Below are 21,280 nucleotides of genomic sequence, written 5' to 3'. Positions count from 1 at the left end.
TTACATTTCTCTTAGATGATACGCTCTTTAGCTTGCTGCTTTTTCTTCTTGTTTTGCTTTTTGAATGCGTCCCTCTTTTTGATACACAATGGAAGCTCCTTCAAAGCTCTTCACAAAAGCGACAGTGGCTTCTAAATCCTCTGGACCTGTTTCAGGATTTTTCCCCAGCCTTCCTATCGGTGCATACTTACTGCCAGTTGCAGTTGCCATAAAGTTATTCACCGTGAGTGTATATGTTTGATCGAGCGCAACGTCTGATCCATCTGGCAGCTTTAAATCGACTACTTTATATGTTACCGGATCATAGGAATATGAAAAGCCCGAAATGCTATAATCTGGTCCAAATTGAGGAGAAATTTGCGCTTCAATGATCTCAGCCAAGTCTTTCCCCTTAATCTCAAGTTTAACTAAGACGTTGCCAAAAGGCTGAATATTAAACAGATCTCCCCACGTAATCGGCCCTTTTTCAAGGTTTTGCCTGATGCCGCCGCCATTCATCATGGCAAAATCACTTTTCATAGAATACCTCATACCATCAGCAATCAAATTACCGAGCGGCGTGTCTCCATCATTTGAATAGCCGCCTTCCATTTTGACACCAGCTTCTCCAACTACCTCACTAATAATCGGCTCAACTTCTTTCCCGTAATGAGCCAAGATGCCGGCTGCTTCCTTGTCCTTTTCAATACCAGACTGGTCTACATACTGGATATTTGCACTCTTTTTGACAATATCCTTCGTTTTGCGGTCAAGTGTTACATTGACCTCGCCAATGGCCTTCCCATATTCAAAGGCTTGAACAATTAATTTCCCATTGACCTCTCCGTTTACGACTTCGTGATTATGCCCCGCAAAGATGACATCAATTTCATCATCGCCTTCTTTAGCCAGCTTCGCACTTTCTCCAGTGATGGTATCTCCATTTTGAGAGGCCGTCATATGAGCTAAGACCGCAATGGCTTTGATCCCTTTTTGTTTTAATTCCTTCGCGGCTTCATTTACGGCTTTGACTTCATCTGTAAACTGAATGTCTTTAATCCCTTCTGGCATCACCATTCCTGCGGCTGACTTTGTCACAACACCGATAAATGCTACAGGAATTCCCTCGACATCCATGATTTCATAAGCAGGTAAAAGGGGTTTACCTGTATCCTTGTATTCACAGTTTGCACAAACGAGCGGAAAATTCTGTCCGTCATATCCCTTTGTGCCTTTAGGATGATCTCCGCCATTTATGATACGTAATAGCTCGTCCACCCCTTCATCAAATTCATGGTTGCCGACCGTGCCAACATCAAAGCCAATGTTCTCCATGAGTTCAACCGTTGGTTCATCCTGCAGAAGAGACGATATTGGAGAGCTGCCGCCTATCATATCTCCAGCATGGACTGTGATCGTATTTTTGTTTGCTGCTTGTTTCTGTTTCATATAAGCCGCCACATAATCCATCCGTCCGTACGTTACTTTATTGCCATCACCTTTTAGATCCAGCTCGTATTGTTGATCAATTTTTCCGTGTAAATCATTCATGCTTAAAATGGTTAATGGCACTTCCCCAGCTTCCTCTGCCGGCTGATAGCCAGCCCGTTCTGCTTCTTCTTTTGAAGCAAAAAAGATGCGTTTATCTACAGCGATTTCTTTCCAGCTGCCAGGCGATACGTAGGTTTTCGCTGATGAATCACCGACGTAGCGTGTCAGTCCTTTTTTCTGTTCACGTGCCCTAAATTCAAACGGCTGTTCCAGCAGCGGGTCCGCTTCGTTCCATATGCCCAGCCCTTTTTGTTTTGCCTCTTTGACAGCTTTTTGGAACATCTGATAGTCCTTTTCATCTCCAACCGGCCAGATGAAATACGTAGGGGCATATCCTTTTTTCACAAGCTCTAAATTCGTATTGACCCCTTTTTTGGTTTTCACTTGAGCTAAAAGACGTCCATAGCCATCCTTCGCTTCAGGACCAATCTTTAATGTGACTTTATCTCCGCTTGAAAGAAGCGTATTTAAATAGTCCGCCGCCTTTTGTCCAAAACGCAGCTGGTTTTGATCTAATTCATTTTTTGGCTTATGGTACGTTTCCGGCGTGTCCATATTCACAAAGCGCACCTTTGTTGTACCAAGCACAGGCTTCTTTAAATGAATCGTATCTCCATCTACCACCCGGTCAACCGTTGCCTCGTATTCTTTCTTCATTTTTGGCGGCTTCGGCTGGCGTTTCAGCAGACTGACATCACCTTTGTGTCTTGGAAGCACCTGCAGCGTATCATATCTGCTTAACACTCCTGTAAACTCATACCATTTCCCTGTCTTTACTTCATCAATGGCACTAGTATCCACCATCACTCTAAGGATGGTGCTGTGATATTTTTTATCAATGACTACTACATTGTATCCACCGCCAGCCGGCTGCTCTGGTTTTGATTCAACATAGCCTTTGACCTTCACAAGTTTTCCTTCATGTTTACGTGCCTGATCCGTTTCTAGTTGTTTCACGGAGACTCGCTTCGGCTTTGGCAAAGTTTGATTCACACCATCGATCTTCAGACGGTCTCGATCCGGCACAATTTCAATCAGTCCTTTATAAGACGTGATCTTCCCCGTTACTGTCACCTTCATGCCTGCTTTTAGTTCTGGGAAATTGCTTTGCTGTGCTGAATAAATATTGATTCCAGCTGATTTGTCTTGAATGTACGTTGACAGTTTCCCATTGCCTATAGCCGATTGGTCTGCTGTCACAATTCCACTCACCGTCACCGTCTCTCCGATCAGCTGACGGGCTTTCTTGATTTTCATTGGCTTCTTTTGGTTCCAAACCGTTTCCTTCTTTTCAGACGCAATGGCTTGTTCTGCTGTGATTATGCCAGGCAGTAAGGATTGCAGACTAAAGATCACTAAAACCAGACAGCAGATCATTCGAATGGATCGAACACGTTTCATTAGACCCTCCCCTTCCGAGCTTTTTCTCTCAAAGTGTACTAAGTAAATATTGATGGTAGATGGATTTCTTGTAAATCTTATGTCTGTCAGCTCATTGGAAACGTAATAATCACTCGTGTCCCCTCAAAGCTTTTGCTTTCAAAACGAATGCTGCCGCCATGGCTTTCAATGATTTTAATCGTCATCATTAAACCAAGGCCAGTCCCTTTTTCTTTCGTTGTATAAAAAGGTTCACCCAGTTTCCCTATTTCGTCTTCTGGTATGCCCTTTCCCTGGTCTTCAAAAATCAGCATCATCTGATTATGTTCCAATACGGATGTGACTTGAATGACACCTGTCACACCATCCATCGCTTCAATACCGTTTTTAAGAATGTTTAAGAAAACTTGTTTCAGCTCATTTGGTATACCTTGAATGTTTGGCAGCGACGGAGATAAATTCTTCTGAATAGACACGCCTTTTAAAACCGCCTGTGATTCAACGACCATGATCACTTCTTCGAGCAGAAGATTGACATGTACCGGCTCAAATTTCACCGATTTGCTTCTAGAGAGCACAAGGAATTCATTAATAATCGCTTCAAGCCGATTAAATTCAGACATCATCACATCTGCATAATCCTTCTGATATTTCTTACTTTGAATCATCAGCTGTAAAAATCCCTTTAACGACGTCAGCGGGTTCCGTATCTCATGGGCGATGCCGGCTGCAAGTTGACCAACTGCGGACAGCATCTCTGACTTCATCAGCATTTTCTCTGACTGCTTTTGATTGGTAATGTCCTCTGAAATCCGCATCACGGTTGACTGCATTTTGTCAGGATCATCAATTCGGTGTAAAGAGACTCTCTCCCATCGTTCACGGCCTGATAAATCCTGAAAGTACAGCTCACCAGTCCAGCTGCCTTCTTTTAAACAAACGTCCCATTGCTTTTCTAAATCATCACATTGACACAGCGAATGATAGACAGAAAAAATATCTTTGCCGATCAGGTCATATTCATGCTGCTGTACAAACTGGCAAAAGCGCTGATTCACGCATTGGATGACCCCTTCCTCAGTTGCAACAACAATATGGATATGGCTATTATCCAGTGCTGTTACCGCTAGATGGAGTGACTGTTTGATTTTTGTCATTTCCGTCATTTTAATCCACGTCATCACCGCTCCCTCATGATCTTGATCAAAGATAGGTGTGATGTGAACAGTGAATTGTTCTCCTTCATTCGTTTCAATTTCTCGTTCGATGACGCGCCTGTCCGAGATAACCGATTGTATGTCATGATAGAGCGTTTCCTGCGTAAGCTTCTTAGCCATCGCCTGAAAGGATTGCTGTTGCCTTATTTGAGCTGAAGTAAATAAAGAGGCGGCTGTAGGAGTGTAATAGCGAATATTCATGTCCCGGTCCACAAACAACGTCGCAAGCTGGGGCTTAACAGAAGGTCTATACAGTTCTTCCCTTGTTACCCTTAAGTTGTTTATGATATTAATAAAATGTTCATGTTTTTTCTCAAGCTCCGCTATTTGCGTGTTTTTCACTTTTAATTGAGCCCTTGCCTCCTGCTCTTTTTGTTTAATTTCATTGAGTTCATTTTCTAAATCGACAATACGCTGTTGATAAACTGAATTCTGATCTGGCATCCCTTTTTCCCTGCTGTTCTTTTGAATTTTCCCTCTCTCATTCATTCGAATGAGAATGACGTATACCCCTTTAAAACGGTGATCAAAACTCTTTACAATAAAATCCGCATACTGCTTTTTTCCTTTTTCCGAAATGAGGACATGCTGAAACACAACCTCTGTCTCGTCCGTCCATACCTTTTGAAAGGTTTGACTCAACATCTCTTTCAAATAATCAGGTGTCACATATTCACATGATTGATCTGACACTTCTGTACGGTCTAAGAAGGAATAGGCCCCATTTGACATCGCCAGAATTTTGTCACAATCATTGATCACCATGCATGCGTCATATTCTTCGCTCACTTCTTCCATATATTGAGCAGCTCGCTTTTTTAACTCGGCATCACGAGCGTCACATACCCAAGGGACACTAGATGCAGGAACATTTGAATAGGTGTAAATGTTCCACTTCTCATTGAATAATTGAAACAATCGAGGAATATTGGGAACAGTTTCATTTGGCCCTAAGATTAACACCCCTTGATCTTTTAAAGCATATTGGAATCGGGATAATACTCGTTTTTGTACTTCTGGCTCAAAGTACATCAGAACATTTCGGCAACTGATAAAATCGAGGTGGATAAAAGGTGAATCAATCAATAAATTGTGAGGAGCAAAAACAATATGTTTTCTAAGCGACTGCTTCACAATAAAAGCGTCACCTTTTTTTTCGAAATATCGCGCCCGCCATTTTTCCGGTATGCTTGCCATAGACTCTATCGAATAAAGACCTTTACTAGCTATTTGAATGGCTTTTCGGTTGATATCTGTCGCAAAGACTTGAAGTTCAATGGACACATCTCTTCGCTTCATTTCTTCTAAAAATAAAATCGTAAAAGAATAAGCTTCTTCCCCTGTCGAACATCCCGCAGTCCAAATTCGGCATCGAGATTTCCCGTTGTTCATCGAATGGTCAATGATTGACGGGATCACCTTCTGTTCACATACTCGAAAAGCCTCCATATCTCTAAAGAAAGCAGTCGTGCCGCTTAGGAGCTGGGCATGCAGGCGGTCAAGCTCATCTGGTTCTCTTTCTAATAGACGATCGTACTCTGTTAATAATGACATCGGTTCGTCTGCGGTGCGCATGCGTTTTTGAATAACAGAAAGCAGCCTTTTCTTTTCATAGGTTGAAAAGGCAATCCCTTTATACATTTCGAGACGTTCAATGATTCTTAGTAAAGCTGGATCCGTCTCATCCGCATGCGGGACATTGATGATATTGGCCATATAAGCTGCAAGGGTGGATGGATTTTTGAATGTGTGATGATACATGCTGTCAAAACCACTCTCTACCTCACTGCATGATAAAGCTGTACCGCCTTGCTCAACCAACCGAAGCAATCCACTCCCCACACAATGACCTTTTTGAAAAAAGATCGCAAACGCCTCTTCCTTTTGAACACTGGCAAGTGACTTAAAAAGCGAGTCGACAGAGCATGCCTTGTTTGTTGGCAGCTGTTCTGATACATGAAGCCGATGATCTTCTGTTAACGTCACAGCCTCATGCTGCGGACAAAAATAGATGGTCTTCTTCATGACTTTCTCACCATGTTTAATCGTTTTTGCCCGGTAGCCAATCGGTAAAACAAGTGCTTCTAAATCTGTTATACAATCGCCTGTCACATGATTTTGCACAACAATAAAAGAGGCATTTAATTCATGTGGCAACGATTGAAAAAAAGCCTCAAGATGATGCTGTTCAAACGGCGAAACACCGATGCCGATCACTGGTGCCTGCACATGTTCGTCTTCTATCAAACGATTAATGATTTTGTCCTGCATCTGGTACCCCCATGTTCATTCGTCTGATACTTTTTTTCGACAAAAAGAAAGAAAACCCTCTAATTGTAAATAATGTTTTTTGCATGAAAACGTGAAAACATCCTCACATTAAAACAGATTGTATAAACAAAAGGAGGAATCTCAATGCAAAACGATCAGCAGCCAATGTTTCAAGGAAACGCTGAGCAGCCTGAACTCAACCATGGCGGGCATGAGTTATTCGATTTACATGAAATTTTAGCCGGCACGATTAATATTTTGGATCAATATATGATCCTGCGGCAATTTATTCAAGATCCTGCATTATCCGACATCCTGGATCGACAATATCAATTCGTTTTATCCCAGTACAATGTCACTGTAGATTGTTTTTCTACAGGCCAAAAGCCTAGTGAAGAAACCGCTACTTATATGATGAAAGAACACACACAAGTGACATACGGAATCAAACCTACTCAGCCGAAGAAGCCGAATCAGTCCTTACAGGATGTAAAAGACTTAGGCATCACAGGACATATGCTCAGCCTAGTCAAATCACACGCTGGGTTACTTTCCATGTCCGCATTAGAAGTTACAAACCCTGTTGTCAGACGTGTGCTTGCTGCGCAGATCCCGAACTTTATCGAAATGGCCTATGAAATTTTCTTGTATCAAAACAAACATGGCTACTATCAAGTTCCTCAGCTTTCCAAACAAGACATGACAGCCATGACGACAGCTTTTGCACCGCTTCAAGGGCAGGTTCAAATGCCTCCTAGTAAGGCCGATCAACAAAGGCCTCTTCATTAAAAAAACGGCTGACCCCTTCTCTGGTCAGCCGTTTTTTCTTTGGTACATCACTTTGAACTGTTCTTCAAAATCTGTGAGCCTCTCCCCAGTCGCCTGTTCAAAGCCGCTAGCAAATTGGCCCGTTTTCGCAGTTTCCTCCATGATCTCATGTATGACATCTCGTCCGTAAAGCTGCACCAGCTCATAGATCATATAATAGCTTTGTAAATAAACATCTGTCTCATACGTTACCCGGGAGTTCTGCCAGTCCTGATCAGAATGAAGAGAGTGAAATGGAATCACGTCGAAGCGTTCAGACGTAGCATTTAACACGTCATAGGCCGTCCACTCTGCTGTTCCCTCGTGGAACCAAAGCGGAAAAATGCCTGGAGATACTTCATATGAATGGACCTTTTCATAGAAAACAAAATGAGCATACTCATGAATAAAAAGCGAATTGAAAAAGTATAAAGGCAGTGTCTCTTTCTTCAATAATGCTTCCCGTTTATCTGGATATAAACCAATCATTTGATCATGATCAGAGTAAAATCCGGTTATATGCTTAATTCCAGCCATTTGTTCGATCGTCTCTTTATCATCAAAATAAATAACGTCTAAAGGTCTGTCAGCTTCAAACTGAAACACTGACGCTGTTCTCTTCTCTGCCTGTTTCATGGCCTCTATGGTTATATCAACAAAAGCATCCTCTTCCTCTGCATAGTAGATTCGAATATGTTCATAGACTTGCTTATTGAGTCCCTCCGTAATAACCGTTTTAGGAGAAGACTGCTCCAAATATTGTCCTGTCAGCTGAAACGCAACATAAATCAAGTACGCGGTGAAAGCATAAAAAATCAGACCTGCTGCAATCATCCCGCTTACAAGTTTTTTATGAATCAATGACGGCCTTGCTTTCATTTGCTCCCCACCTGAATTCATCCTGCACCCTCTTTCTCTCTCTATGAAGAAACAAAGATCAACAAGAGGTGATATATTTTTTACTTTATGCAGTCAGGTGCGCGAGGTGCGGTTCCAAACAAAAAAGCCGCATATGACATACGGCTTTTGTCGTAGCTATTTTGATTCAGGGAAGACACGTCTAACCGTTTCAGTAAATTCATCGAAAAATCCTGAAATCGGCTCTCCGCTTTTAATACGTTTTCCATAACCTTGCATACGATCGACAAAGTCTGGATTAGCAGATACATACACGTTGTCGATTTGTTGATCCGTTGATTTGACTTTGTCTGAAATTTTCTTTTTCAGATCGTCCGTCACATCACCGCTTTTATTGCCTTCAAGTACAACGGCAACAAATGCATTTTTTCCTGTGACAAGTACGTTCGCTGTTTTCACTTCAGACATATTGGCTACGAGCTCTGACGCCTTATCTGACACTTTGACCTTCTGAGGTGTTTGAACATCTGGCTGATCCTGCCTCATGTTGTCATTCTTATATGTGACATTTTCATACTGCCGTTTCATTGTTCCTCTACGCTCATCGCCTTGGTTGTTCATTCCACACCCAGCAGTGATTAAGGTTGGCACGAGCAGTAAAGATAGCATCCATTTCTTATTCATCAATTATTCCCTCCTTTTGCTCATAGGTTTTTCATCCAGCCGGCTTTTTATGCACATATCCTCTCTTTCCGCAAAATGAATTCATAATTCAGCTGTGATTGGTCATCCTAAACTTGATGAAAGATCATCACGATCAAATGGAGGGATTCGTTTGTTTAAAAAAAGAAAAGGTATGAGCACTGGCGCAATGATCGCAGTATCAACAGCTATCATTGCATTATTCTCCCCGGTTTTACGAAGAAGGCTGAAAAGCATGACACAAATGAATATGTCTTCAATGATGAAAGGCGCAAACCATCAGCACCAAGATTCATCTCGTCATGAGTCCCGCTCACATAAGGAATCAAAAGGAACAGGTGAAGTTGGCCAAATGATCAAGCAGGCATTCACAGCTGTCCAGCCAAATCAAACGAACCAGCACCAATCACCATCAAGAACTCATCAGCCAAGAGAGTCTTATGCGCAATCTCTTCACATTGATGAAAGTGTGATGAATGTGATGGATGATGAATCGATCCAGCAAGTCATCAATGACATCGAGCACAAATAATAAAACAGGAGCCTTCATAAAAAGAGGCTCCTGTTTATTCTCCTGAAAAATGTTCTTTGACCATAAGACAAAAGGAAGGTAGAAATGTGATTTCGATTGTTGTAATGAAGTCGTCATGATGCTCTAATATCAGCAAAAGCTCCTTTTCTTCCTTCCGATCTTTTTTAATCTCTACATGCTGCACTGTTTTAAAATCATATATTCCTAAAACGGATTCGGTCTTTTTTCGAACGACGTTTAAGCTAAACTCCTTCATAGCAAGCGACATGTTCACAACAAATTGCTCCTCTTGATTCTCGAACCGAAAAGTCAAATCTTGATATTCAACCGGCATTTCTTTTTCAAATCCGGCATCTGGCATTTTTTCAAAAAAAGAAAGCCAGTCCGTTTGATCTGGAAAGCGTTTTCCTCGCATTTTCTTCAATTCCTCATCATTAAAATTTTTATTAATTATCTTTTTTCCCCTTTTCTTTTGCAACAAATTTTAGTAATTTTAAAAAGGTGATTCTATTTGCTAAGAGACCTCTTTATTAATTTAACAATTCTTGTTACTTTCCATTACTTATTTATACTTGTGTTTAAAGAGAATTTTCTAAAGAAAGAAGATACCTTGCTCAGACAAATATGCAAAGGCATGCTTTCTGGGTTACTCGGTGTCCTTTTAATGTTCTTCTCTATTAAAACAGGGCCAGCGATCATCGATTTAAGACATATTCCCCTTATTTTAACAGCCTTTTATGGAGGCATCGCTCAAACAATGATTGCGGCCTTTGTTGTCATCATTGGCCGATTATTAATTGAAGCCAACATCGCTTCTTCCATCAATATTTTTTCCATGATGTTTATCGCAGCCGCTTCTTTTTTGATTGCAGAGCGTCATATGAATCATGTTGTGAAAATGCTGTTATCCATTACGATTGGTAATGTGGTTGCCACAAGCCTGTTCATCTTGATCGTGCATGAGACATCATTTCAACTGCATTTTACTTATTGGGTTTTCTCATATATTGCTGGGTTGTTTAATTTTTATATCATTGAGCATCAAACAAAAGCATATCAGCTGTTAAATTTGTATAAATTCCAAGCTCATTATGACTTTTTAACAGGTGTTTTAAATAAACGGAAGTTCGATGAGGTATTAAGTGATGCTTTTACTAAGAAGTTGAAGCAGCCTATCCATCAAATGTCCCTTATTTACCTAGACATCGATTACTTCAAAACCATCAATGATCAATATGGGCATCATGAGGGAGATATTGTTTTAAAAGAAATCGGTACAAGACTGATTAAAAACACAAGAAGCTCTGATTATATTGGTCGGATTGGCGGTGAAGAATTCGCTGTCCTTCTACCAAATTGTACAATTGAAAAAACATGGCAGATTGCAGAACGCTTGCGAAAAAAAATAGCCGATCAGCCGATTTATTTAAAAAACGGTCTGTCCATTCACACTACGGTATCAATTGGATGTGCTTATTCTCATGGAACTGGTGCAGACATCAAGCAATTACCGATTATAGCTGATCAGGAGCTCTATAAAGCGAAGGAGTCCGGCCGAAATCAAGTGAGCTTTTCAGAGAGAAAAAAAGACCATTTGACATAGGCATTTTCCTCAATTTGTTAGCACTAATTATTTTTAAAAAAGTTTTCGTATAACAGTTGTTTTTTCCCGCAAACACTGGTAAAGTAAAGGTAATTATTTTTGTTCGTATCATCTTTAAGAAGAAAGTTTTGAAAGAGTTTTCGTCTTTGAAGTTTGTGTAAGAGCAAGAATAGTGAATTTAAGCGTTAAGATCGCTTTAGGAGGAAATTTCATGTTAGAAGGTAAAGTAAAATGGTTCAACTCTGAAAAAGGTTTCGGATTCATCGAAGTAGAAGGTCAAGACGATGTATTCGTTCACTTCTCTGCTATCCAAGGCGAAGGCTTCAAAACTTTAGAAGAAGGTCAATCAGTTTCTTTCGAAATCGTTGAAGGTAACCGTGGACCACAAGCTGCTAACGTTAACAAAGCGTAATTTAAGAGCATCTGCTCTTTTAGCACTTTATAGAGTGAAGGAAAACCGCCCGGCTTCTGCCGGCGGTTTTTTTGTACCATAAAAAAAGAGAACCTGATGAGAGGTTCTCTTTTTTATTTGTCCTTCTGCTTTAGCTTCTGCAAAGCAGAACGATACATATCATCATTCATTTTTGTCTCTGGTTCTTCTTCTTTGACAGGTGGTTCTGGCTGCTTAAACTTTTGAAGCGCCTGTCTATAGAAATCGTCGCCAGACGCAGCATCATCCGTTTGAGAAGGCTCTGACGCTTTTTTTTCAACTTCAGGCTCTACATGTCTCGCCACAGCTTCTGGCTCGCTATGCGGCACGTCAGGCTGTTTGGAGACATCTTCTTTGATCTCTTCCTTATCGGCTGATGCGTGTCTGACATTGAACGCTACTAATCCAATAATGACTAGAACAGCAGCTACTAACGCTACAATAATCGTCGCCAAAAGAACCCTCTCCTTATCGCTTAAATGATGCAGTGACTGATGCTACACGTCTTCCTAGTGCTTTTCCAAGTTCAATGCCTTCAGTCGAAATCAATTCATCTGAATCGATCGGACATGTCACACCAGCTCCATAGTAAGAGCCGTATAAAGCATTCTCTGGAACATTTCCAGGAAGGCCGACAACAAGCATTCCTTGGTGGAACATTGGTGTGATCAAATTATGCATTGTCATTTCTAAACCGCCGTGTGTTGTAGCAGTTGTACAGAAAACAGCACCGACTTTATCGATTAGTTTTCCTTCTGCCCATAAGTAGCCGAGACGGTCAATCCATGTCTTTAACCCAGAACTAATGGTACCAAAGTGGCCAGGGCAGCCCCAAATGATCGCATCCATTTGATCAAGCTTGCGAATATCCGCATCTTTCACGTGATCAATGAATACTTCAGCTTGCTCTGTTTCACCCGCGCCTGCTGCAATCGCTTCTGCAAGTGCTTTTGTATGGTCACCTTCACTATCGTATACAACATAAATTTTCATGTACGGTCCCTCCACACTTATCTTGCATCTTGGTTTGCTTCCTTAGGTGCTGGAAGCAGTGATATTTCTTGTTTCTTATGCTGCTGTTCTTTTCGCTTTTTATCCTTACGAACATCTCGCAGGAACAAGCTGAGAATGACACCAGCCGCACAGAATAATGTCACCCACATATAAGCATCATTGATACCCATCACGTTTGAATCGATCTGTGCTTTCGTAAAGAGCTGGGTGGATACATATTTTTGAGCAGCTTCTGCTGTCATACCCATATGATGCATCACATTCGATACAGCCGCCTGGAATGAATTCATAAAGAACGGGTCCGCTGTATTTGTTTGATCCGCCATATTGGAATAATGGAATGTCGTCCGATTCGTATAAATCGTTGTGATCAAACTCGTACCGATGGAACCGCTAATTTGTCTTAATGTATTAGACATCGCTGTACCATGGCTGTTTAAGTGCTGCGGTAATTGGTTCATCCCTGCTGTCATAACTGGCATCATCAAGAGTGACATACCAAATGCACGTACTGCATACATGAGCACTATGTGACTATAGGAAGTATCAATGGTCAGCTTTGTAAACTCATATGTCGTGACAACGGTAATGAGCATCCCCACTATGGCAAGCGGACGAGGTCCAAATTTATCAAACAAGATTCCTGAAATCGGGGACATAATGAGCATCGCAAGTGCCCCTGGAAGCATTAATAGCCCAGATTGCAATGCCGTAAACCCAACGAGGTTTTGCAGATAAATCGGAAGTAAGAACATCCCTGTATATAAAGCAACCGTAATAATGATGTTAATGACACTTGATAATGAGAAAATGCTGTATTTAAATACGCGGAAATCAAGCATCGGATTATCAACTTTCAACTGTTGGAAAATAAAGAGAATGATCGCAATCGCACCAATAATAATCGTAGATAAGACGATCGGATCTGTCCAACCATCACTTCCTGCTTCACTCACTCCGTATAGAAGGGAAGCAAAACCAACGATTGAAAGAATCGCACCAAGACTGTCCAGCTTGATTTTTTTAGGCTCTACAATATTTCTAAACATAAAGAAAGCCGCGATAATGACAATCGCACCGATTGGCACAAGTCCATAAAACATAATACGCCAAGAATAATGTTCAATAATGTAACCAGATAATGTTGGTCCTACTGCAGGAGCAAACATCATCGCAAGACCAAAAATCCCCATTCCTTTCCCTCTGTTTTCCGGAGGGAAAATAAAAAGGATTGTTGTCATGACAAGCGGCTGTAAGATACCGCCGCCGACAGCCTGAATCAAACGGCCGATAAGCATCGTTGAAAAGTTTGGCGCAATGCCGCAAATAAATGTACCTAGTGTAAACGAGATCATAGCCACTAGGAATAAGCTGCGCTGTCCAAAACGTGTGATTAAAAACGCAGACAACGGAATCAGCACACCGTTGACAAGCATGTAGCCTGTTGTCAGCCACTGAATCGTCGTTGCACTCACATTAAATTCTGTCATTAAATGGGGCATGGCTACGTTCAAAAGCGTTTGGTTTAAAATCGCTACGAACAAACCGGCCATTAAAATGATCAGTAAAGACAAGGAGCCTGTTCCCTGTTTTGTCGCTGCAGGTTGATTTGCCATCTCAGACAACCTCCTTTCATTTTTTGATATCAATCATCATTAAGATGAAATTTTGACAGAAGCATTCATACCTGGAAGTACTTTGTCTGATGGGTTTTTAATTGAAATTTTCACTGCTACTTTTTGTGTTACTTTTGTATAGTTGCCACTTGAATTAGTTGCTGGCAGCATATTGAATGTTGAGTTTGTCGCATAACCAATTTGTTCAACAGTTCCTTCAAATGTTGTATCAGGATCTCCATCTACAACGATGTCGACTTTGTCGCCTTTTTCAATGTTTTTAATATCTGTTTCTTTAATATTTGCTGTGATGTAAAGCTTGCTTAAATCGATTGTTTCACCAAGAACTGTACCAGGCTGCACTTGTTGGTTGTTTTGGATTTCTTTTTTGACTAATGTGCCATCAGCCACTGCTTTAATGTTTGTTTTTGTTTGTCCTTCAACTTTTGCAACTGTGCTGTCTTTATCCACTTCGTCACCTTCGTTGATATCCCAGCCTTTGATTTGTCCAGCTGCTGGTGCTGTAATTTGATACATGTCACCTGTCACTTTTGCCTCATCTGTTTTAACAAAGTTTGTGCTTTCGTAGTAGTAATAAGCACCTCCGGCAATAATGGCAAGAATCACAATAAGGCCAATAATGTTCGTTAGCAATAAACGCCCTCTGTTCATGTTTTGTTTCTCCTTTCATGTATAAAGATATAGTGTCATCTGCTTTAGCAAACTTAGAATGCCCATCATCTGACAGAATATGAAACAAGCTCAACAATCTGTCCTTTTCCCTTCATCTACTCCCGCCCCTATCATGGTGTGCAGCCCATTTATATTTATTGTTCACTTATGAGCAAAGAGCAGAAAAAGAAGAAAAGACGATCGGCATCTTTTTTGAAAAACTTATATTTAACAAGATTAAATATTAATAAATGAAAATTGAAATGTCAAAGAGAAAGTTTTACTTTTTTTCTGGCGATCCTTTCCTTCTCCACACAAAAAACCTTTCAGCCCTTATGCTGAAAGGTTTTTTCAAATGTGCTCGTTATGAATGAACTTCTTCCTGCTGAAAAAATTTTTTTAGTGCGAGAAAAACGTCTGATTTTTGCTTCAAAATATAATGCTTAAATTTCTCATCCTGAATATGCTTATATGCTGACATTAACGTAGAATGGCGGTTGTATTGATTCACTTCACCATAGCAGAATAAATTGGCTTTTTTCATGATCTCAGAAACAAGTTTCACACACCGGGCGTTGTCTGAGGTCAAATTGTCACCATCAGAAAAATGAAAAGGATAAATATTATATCGCGACGGCGGGTATCGTTCGTCTATGAGCTCTAGTGCCTTTCGATAGACAGACGAGCAAATGGTCCCCCCGCTCTCACCCCGTGAGAAGAAATGTTCTTCGTCTACCACCTTCGCCTCTGTATGGTGGGCAATAAATTCAATATCGACCGTCTCATACTTTGTCCGTAAGAAACGTGTCATCCAAAAGAAAAAACTTCGCGCCATATATTTTTCCCAAAGTCCCATACTTCCACTCGTATCCATCATTGCCAAAACGACGGCTTTCGACTCTGGTTTGGTCACTTCATTCCACGTTTTATACTTGATATCCTCTGGGTAGATTGGATAAAAGGAAGGACTGCCTGTCATCGCATTTCGTTTAAATGCCGACAGCATCGTTCGTTTTTTGTGGATATTTCCTGTTAACCCGGTTTTGCGAATATCGTTAAACTCAATTTGTTCGACAATGATGTCGTCAAGCTCCTTTTGCTTGAGGTTTGGCAGCTCCAGTTCACGAAACAGTGCTTCCTCGAGATCCATTAATGAGACTTCTGCTTCGTAATAATCCTCACCAGCTTGATCTCCAGCGCCCTGGCCCTTTCCTTGGCCTTGCTTACTGTCTGAGCCGTCGCGCGCAACAACATCTCCAACCTCACTGTCTCCATCGCCTTGACCTACATGCTTATTTTTGTCGTAGTTATACCGAATTTTATATTCATCTAATGAACGGATCGGAATTTTCACAACATCTTTTCCATTCGACATGATGATGCTTTCTTCTGTGACAAGATCCGGCAAATTGTTTTTAATCGCCTCTTTGACTTTTTTCTGATGACGCTGCTGGTCGTCATAGCCTTTTCGATGGAGGGACCAGTCTTCCTGTGACACAATAAACTGACTTTTTTCTTGCCGGGACATCCATCCCCCTCCTCACCTATTTGCACAATTCTTCTAACCATCGATTCCTTTATTCTATGCTGCTTGTCATCCAAGTTGACGATCATTTCTAAAAAAGACATTACCGGTGCTGATGCGCCAATAATGCCTCCTTCATTTATTAACGGTTCAGAAGACTGCCTACATATTTTAAAAGTTCATTTGCACTTGTTGAATTATAGCCATGCTCATCAATCAATCTAGCCACTACTTCATTGACCTTCTTCAGCTGCTGTTCATCCGGTGTCTTCGTCGATGTCGTGATTTTCACCACATCTTTTAGATCAGCAAACAGCTTCTTCTGAATGGCCTCCCGCAATCTCTCATGCGAATTATAATCAAAGCGTTTTCCCTTTCTCGCATAAGCCGAAATACGAATCAGAATTTCTTCTCTAAATGCCTTTTTGGCGTTTTCAGAAATACCGATCTGCTCTTCAATTGAACGCATGAGCTTTTCATCAGGATTCATTTCTTCACCAGTTAACGGATCACGCAGCTTGTTTTTATTGCAGTATGCCTCGACATTATCTAAGTAATTATCCATCAGCGTTTTCGCAGACTCCTCATAGGAATACACAAAGGCCTTTTGCACTTCCTTCTTCGCAATATCATCATACTCTTTTCGCGCGACTGAAATGAAATTCAAATAACGCTCCCGGTCCTCGCTGGAGATAGACGGATGCTGATCAAGCCCTTCTTTTAAGGAGCGAAGAACATCCAGTGCATTGATCGATTCCATATTCTTTCGAATGATGGTAGATGAAATTCGGTTGATTACATAACGCGGGTCAATTCCGCTCATCCCTTCGTCATGAAATTCCTTTTTCATCTCATCAATGTCGACTGATTGGAAGCCTTCGACACTTTCTCCGTCATACAGACGCATTTTTTTCACCAAATCAATATCAGAACGCTTCGGCTCTTTTAATCTCGTCAAAATGGAGAACATTGCTGCTACCTTCAGCGTATGCGGGGCAATATGCACATCTGAGACATCACTTTCTGAAATCATTTTATGATAAATGCGTTCTTCTTCTGTGACCTTTAAGTTATAAGGAATTGGCATCACAATAATTCTTGAATGGAGCGCCTCGTTCTTTTTATTTGAAATAAACGACCGGTACTCGGTTTCATTCGTATGGGCGACGATCAATTCATCTGCACTAATCAAGGCGAATCTTCCTGCCTTAAAATTCCCTTCCTGCGTTAATGACAGGAGGTGCCAGAGAAATTTCTCATCACACTTTAACATCTCCTGAAACTCCATCATCCCTCGGTTTGCTTTATTGAGTTCTCCATCAAAGCGGTAGGCGCGGGGATCTGACTCTGATCCAAATTCAGCAATGGTTGAAAAATCGATGCTGCCTGTTAAATCGGCAATGTCCTGAGATTTCGGATCAGACGGACTAAAGGTACCAATGCCGGTCCGTTTATCTTCAGAGAAAAAGATCCGCTCGACCCTTACATCCTCAATTCTGCCGCCATATTCCTCTTCCAGTCTCATCATGTTCAGAGGCGACAAATTCCCCTGCACACGAATCCCATATTCTCTATAGAAATCCTCCCGCAGATTTTGCGGAATGAGATGAAGCGGATCTTCATGCATAGGGCAGCCTTTGATCGCATAAACTGCGCCATGATCTGTCAATGAATATTCTTCAAGTCCTCTTTTCAATCTAGTGACAAGCGTCGATTTCCCCCCGCTTACTGGTCCCATCAGTAATAAAATACGCTTCCTGACGTCTAGCCGCTTTGCAGCAGGGTGAAAATATTCCTCTACTAATCTTTCGAGTGATTCCTCTAACCCAAACAGCTCCTGATCAAAAAATTTGTAGGTTCTGACCCCATTCTCCTCTTCAATCCCGCTGTCTTTAATCATATGATAAACGCGAGAATGAGCAGATTGAGCGACAAGTGGATTTTCCTTAATAATGTCTAAATAATCGCTGAATGTGCCTTCCCATTTGAGACGCTGCTCTTCTTCTCTGTGCTGTTCGATTTTCTTTAAAATATCCATATGAACCTCCTCTTTCAAGATTGAAGCTAGAAATCAGATACTGTTTTACAATCTATGCGGAGGCGTCCTATTACATGCTTTCGTTCTTCAAAATGACGAATTGGCAAACTGAATTGACAACCATCCGCAAGACCCTTCATAATAAAGGAAAAATAGGAGAAAAATGATTTTCTTCTCCTGCTTTTCAAGGTGAACTTCACATCATATGAAACAGGCAGCGAACGGAACAAAGGGATAAGGGGGAGCTTATATGAGAACGGTCATTATGATGGGCGTCATCATTACGTTTTTAGTATCCATTTTCACTGCTGGCTACGAAGGCAAGCCTGGTAAATGAAAAAAAGGATGTTCCATTTGCGGAACATCCTTTTCATTTTCAACATGTCAAAAAAAGTGATTTCACATAAAAAAGCCGAGTTCAGTATCTCGGCTTTTATCATGATCTTATGTGAGATCGCGATATTGCTGCTGGCGAAGTGCCTCATATACAAGAATGGCTGCCGTATTCGACAGATTCAGAGAACGAACATGCTCTGTCATCGGTAAACGAAGACAACGGTCCATATTTTGTTCAATCAAATCTTTCGGCAATCCACTTGTCTCTCTTCCAAACACAAAGAAATAGTCTTCATCCAGCTGAGAGTAATCAAATGTTGTGTGCGGCTTTTGGCCAAATTTAGTGATATAGAAAAATTGCCCCTTCGGATGTGCCTCAAACAATTCATCAAGTGAATCATGATAGACCACATTGGCAAATTTCCAATAATCGAGTCCTGCACGCTTCAGCATTTTGTCATCTGTCGAAAAACCAAGCGGACGAATCAGATGAAGGGTTGTATTTGTTGCTGCACATGTACGCGCAATATTTCCAGTATTAGCTGGAATCTCTGGTTGATATAAAACGACATGAAGTCCCAAAAAAGTTCACCTCTAATTTTCTTTTCCGCTCAACATTATACCACTAACTATCCTTCGCGGCATCGTCCAAAATGTGAAAAAACATATATCGAATAGCAGGTGTATAGGCAGTCGAATCCTCATATGACCAATAACGCATGCGGCAGTCATACGTCTGTGCATTCACAAGAGGCATTCCGCCTTTGTCATGATCAACGACAATGGTTGTATGATTATACCTTCCATCACCTTCAAAATCGTAGCAAATGACATCACCAATTTGAAGCTCGTGCGCTTCTTTAAGTTTCTTTGCTCTCAAACCCGCTTTTGAATTCGCTAAATAATTTTTCATCGAATGAGCCACCGTCCAGCTATAGCTCCACGTATGCGGACGCACCCACCAGCCAGACCCGCGGTTCGGATACCCTCTCGTTGGCGCATTCCCTGCTTTCAAACATTGTGAAATAAAATTTGTACAGTTATCTTCAAAGTTTTTATAGGCTGGATTCCGTTTATTCCAATATGTCTCCGCATACTTCACGGCAGCCCGCCGGTCATAATGAAAGGCTCTCCCAAATTGATCTTCGGTCTGAAAGCGCTCATCCAAATGCTCTTCCCATTGCCGCTCTTCTAACATCATCCGATCTTTGACAAGCATGTTGTTATAAAGAAATGCTTCTCTTTTTTCCACCTGTTCCTCTAAATAAAAAGAATCGTCTACATCCTTGCATACATATGTGAGATGAGCAAGGTACTGCACATGCTGAGCCCCATCATCTTGAATGGCTGAATCGAGAAGTTTTGTTTTTGCTTTTGCCTTCACAATCTCAACCTGTCTTCTAGCAAAAAGCTCTTTTTTCCGCTCTACTGCTTCCACATCAGACATAAGCTGCGGCTGTTTGATTGCACGGTCATTGATTAAATACGCCAGCCTGTCTTCTAAAGTTTTCTCTAATAATTGTTTCACACAGACACCACCAAACATTTTTTAAAATCTTTGTTTGGTTCATTCTATGTTCACAGGGATGTTATTTAGTATTTAAAGGTGTCTGTAAAAGCTCAATCCCTTTCACAATCTCCTCTTTCGCTTCTTCATCACTTTCCCGCTCAAGGGCCTTTTCCAGCTCTGGGAGCTGCTGATCATCACCAATTTTGCCAATTGCCCATGCAGCCGTTCCTCGAATGACCGGCCTTGGATCCTTGTGCATCAACTCAATTAATACTGGTAAGGCAGATGTATCTTTAAAATGAGCGAGTGCCAAAATTGCATTCCGCTGAATGGGCTTTTTCCCCCGCCATGAACCTGAAACATGACCGTATTTTTCCTTAAACTCACGATTGCTGATCGTCAGAAGCGGCTTTAACAGCGGCTTCGCAATTTCAGGGTCTGGCTCCATTTCAGGATGCAGATGAAAGTCTTTTCCTTTATTGATCGGGCAGACAGTTTGACATGTATCACACCCGTACAATCGATTCCCTATTTTCGAACGAAACTCATCAGGTAAAAAGCCTTTTGTCTGCGTTAAAAATGAAATACACCGCTGAGAATTCAGCTGTCCTGGATTCACCAGCGCACCCGTTGGACACGAATCCACACATTTATTGCAAGTTCCGCACTGGTCTTCAATTTTCTCATCCGGTTCAAATGGGACATTTGTGATCATTTCAGCCAAATACACATAAGATCCAAACTCTGGCGTGATAATCATACAGTTTTTTGCACTAAAACCAATGCCAGCACGTTCCGCTACAGCACGATCAGACAATTCTCCTGTATCCACCATTGATTTTGTCCGTATATCAACATGTTTGCTTCGCAAAAATTCTTCGAGCATATCAAGCTTTTTTTTCAGCACAACATGATAATCCGTTCCCCATGAAGCCCGGCAAAAAATCCCCCGTCTCGCATCCTTTGTACTTCGAGGAGCATCTTTCATTTTGGAAGGATACGCGAGCGCTATCGCAACAATTGATTTGGCCTTCGGAAGCAGCAAAGAAGGGTTTGTCCTTTTTTCAATATCAGGCTCTTCAAAGCCTGACAAATACCCTAACGATTCATGTAAGATGAGGCGGTCCTTTAATGAATCAAATGTGTCGGCACTTGCAAATCGAATTTTATCGACACCAATTTCTTTCGCATATTGAATCAATTCTTCTTTTAATTCTCCAACATGAATCACCTTGCAAA

The 21,280-nt window shown here is 41.3% G+C and carries 18 protein-coding genes; 4 read left to right on the top strand and 14 right to left on the bottom strand.

The window, feature by feature from the left end:
• Positions 1 to 27 precede the first annotated feature (27 nt).
• Positions 28 to 2,931 carry a 5'-nucleotidase C-terminal domain-containing protein gene (locus tag MHI23_RS04650; protein WP_342492339.1) on the bottom strand — a complete coding sequence of 968 codons (2,904 nt, stop codon included), beginning with the start codon at positions 2,929 to 2,931 and terminating at the stop codon, positions 28 to 30.
• A gap of 86 nt (positions 2,932 to 3,017) precedes the next feature.
• Positions 3,018 to 6,398 (bottom strand): CheR family methyltransferase, encoded by a 3,381-nt coding sequence (locus MHI23_RS04645; RefSeq protein ID WP_342492338.1) that lies wholly within the window; start codon positions 6,396 to 6,398, stop codon positions 3,018 to 3,020.
• 144 nt (positions 6,399 to 6,542) lie between these two features.
• Here MHI23_RS04645 and MHI23_RS04640 point away from each other — a divergent pair, with 144 nt between their 5' ends.
• Positions 6,543 to 7,187, top strand: coding sequence for a spore coat protein (locus MHI23_RS04640; RefSeq protein WP_125587343.1), 645 nt, complete (start codon positions 6,543 to 6,545; stop codon positions 7,185 to 7,187).
• A gap of 24 nt (positions 7,188 to 7,211) precedes the next feature.
• Here the strand turns inward: MHI23_RS04640 and MHI23_RS04635 are convergent, their stop codons facing one another.
• Both MHI23_RS04635 and MHI23_RS04630 read right to left on the bottom strand, forming a co-directional pair.
• Positions 7,212 to 8,084, bottom strand: coding sequence for a hypothetical protein (locus tag MHI23_RS04635; protein WP_125587362.1), 873 nt, complete (start codon positions 8,082 to 8,084; stop codon positions 7,212 to 7,214).
• A gap of 156 nt (positions 8,085 to 8,240) precedes the next feature.
• Complete coding sequence (locus MHI23_RS04630; protein ID WP_034623898.1) at positions 8,241 to 8,747, bottom strand: YhcN/YlaJ family sporulation lipoprotein; 507 nt, start codon at positions 8,745 to 8,747, stop codon at positions 8,241 to 8,243.
• Positions 8,748 to 8,898: 151 nt separating this feature from the next.
• Here MHI23_RS04630 and MHI23_RS04625 point away from each other — a divergent pair, with 151 nt between their 5' ends.
• Entirely contained in the window at positions 8,899 to 9,297 is a 399-nt protein-coding gene (locus MHI23_RS04625) for a hypothetical protein (protein WP_024426613.1), read from the top strand.
• 34 nt (positions 9,298 to 9,331) lie between these two features.
• Here MHI23_RS04625 and MHI23_RS04620 read toward each other — a convergent pair whose 3' ends face one another.
• On the bottom strand, positions 9,332 to 9,712 hold the full coding sequence (locus MHI23_RS04620; RefSeq protein WP_125587344.1) for a hypothetical protein: 381 nt from the start codon (positions 9,710 to 9,712) through the stop codon (positions 9,332 to 9,334).
• A 96-nt stretch (positions 9,713 to 9,808) separates the two neighbouring features.
• Between MHI23_RS04620 and MHI23_RS04615 the strand changes: the two genes are divergently transcribed.
• Together MHI23_RS04615 and cspB are read left to right on the top strand one after the other, a co-directional pair.
• Positions 9,809 to 10,900, top strand: coding sequence for a diguanylate cyclase (locus tag MHI23_RS04615; RefSeq protein WP_125587345.1), 1,092 nt, complete (start codon positions 9,809 to 9,811; stop codon positions 10,898 to 10,900).
• Between the two features lie 211 nt (positions 10,901 to 11,111).
• A complete protein-coding gene (gene cspB / locus MHI23_RS04610; protein WP_008349061.1) occupies positions 11,112 to 11,312 on the top strand; it encodes a cold shock-like protein CspB in 201 nt (66 codons plus the stop codon).
• A gap of 113 nt (positions 11,313 to 11,425) precedes the next feature.
• On the opposite strand, the gene MHI23_RS04605 is transcribed toward cspB, so the two are convergent.
• The 9 genes from MHI23_RS04605 to queG all read right to left on the bottom strand — a co-directional run bounded on the left by MHI23_RS04605 (position 11,426) and on the right by queG (position 21,269).
• A complete protein-coding gene (locus MHI23_RS04605) occupies positions 11,426 to 11,785 on the bottom strand; it encodes a hypothetical protein (RefSeq protein WP_025093303.1) in 360 nt (119 codons plus the stop codon).
• Between the two features lie 13 nt (positions 11,786 to 11,798).
• Entirely contained in the window at positions 11,799 to 12,323 is a 525-nt protein-coding gene (locus tag MHI23_RS04600; RefSeq protein ID WP_024425322.1) for a flavodoxin family protein, read from the bottom strand.
• A gap of 17 nt (positions 12,324 to 12,340) precedes the next feature.
• Positions 12,341 to 13,960: a DHA2 family efflux MFS transporter permease subunit gene (locus tag MHI23_RS04595; protein ID WP_125587346.1), complete on the bottom strand. Its 1,620-nt coding sequence runs from the start codon at positions 13,958 to 13,960 to the stop codon at positions 12,341 to 12,343.
• 39 nt (positions 13,961 to 13,999) lie between these two features.
• Positions 14,000 to 14,632, bottom strand: a complete 633-nt coding sequence (locus MHI23_RS04590; RefSeq protein ID WP_125587347.1) for an HlyD family efflux transporter periplasmic adaptor subunit — start codon at positions 14,630 to 14,632, stop codon at positions 14,000 to 14,002.
• A gap of 364 nt (positions 14,633 to 14,996) precedes the next feature.
• Positions 14,997 to 16,160, bottom strand: a complete 1,164-nt coding sequence (yhbH, locus tag MHI23_RS04585) for a sporulation protein YhbH (RefSeq protein WP_034282299.1) — start codon at positions 16,158 to 16,160, stop codon at positions 14,997 to 14,999.
• Between the two features lie 139 nt (positions 16,161 to 16,299).
• A complete protein-coding gene (locus tag MHI23_RS04580; RefSeq protein ID WP_024425326.1) occupies positions 16,300 to 18,195 on the bottom strand; it encodes a PrkA family serine protein kinase in 1,896 nt (631 codons plus the stop codon).
• A 444-nt stretch (positions 18,196 to 18,639) separates the two neighbouring features.
• Positions 18,640 to 19,113 carry a tRNA (uridine(34)/cytosine(34)/5-carboxymethylaminomethyluridine(34)-2'-O)-methyltransferase TrmL gene (trmL, locus tag MHI23_RS04575; protein WP_125587348.1) on the bottom strand — a complete coding sequence of 158 codons (474 nt, stop codon included), beginning with the start codon at positions 19,111 to 19,113 and terminating at the stop codon, positions 18,640 to 18,642.
• Between the two features lie 43 nt (positions 19,114 to 19,156).
• Positions 19,157 to 20,059, bottom strand: coding sequence for an amidase domain-containing protein (locus tag MHI23_RS04570; protein ID WP_125587349.1), 903 nt, complete (start codon positions 20,057 to 20,059; stop codon positions 19,157 to 19,159).
• A 61-nt stretch (positions 20,060 to 20,120) separates the two neighbouring features.
• Positions 20,121 to 21,269, bottom strand: a complete 1,149-nt coding sequence (gene queG / locus MHI23_RS04565; RefSeq protein WP_024427417.1) for a tRNA epoxyqueuosine(34) reductase QueG — start codon at positions 21,267 to 21,269, stop codon at positions 20,121 to 20,123.
• Positions 21,270 to 21,280 lie beyond the last annotated feature (11 nt).

The sequence above is a fragment of the Bacillus sp. FSL M7-0003 genome (assembly GCF_038628485.1).
In the GTDB taxonomy this organism is placed as follows: domain Bacteria; phylum Bacillota; class Bacilli; order Bacillales; family Bacillaceae; genus Bacillus; species Bacillus safensis.
The sequence above is the reverse complement of the archived record's forward strand: the minus strand, read 5'-3'. Positions and strand labels throughout refer to the sequence as shown.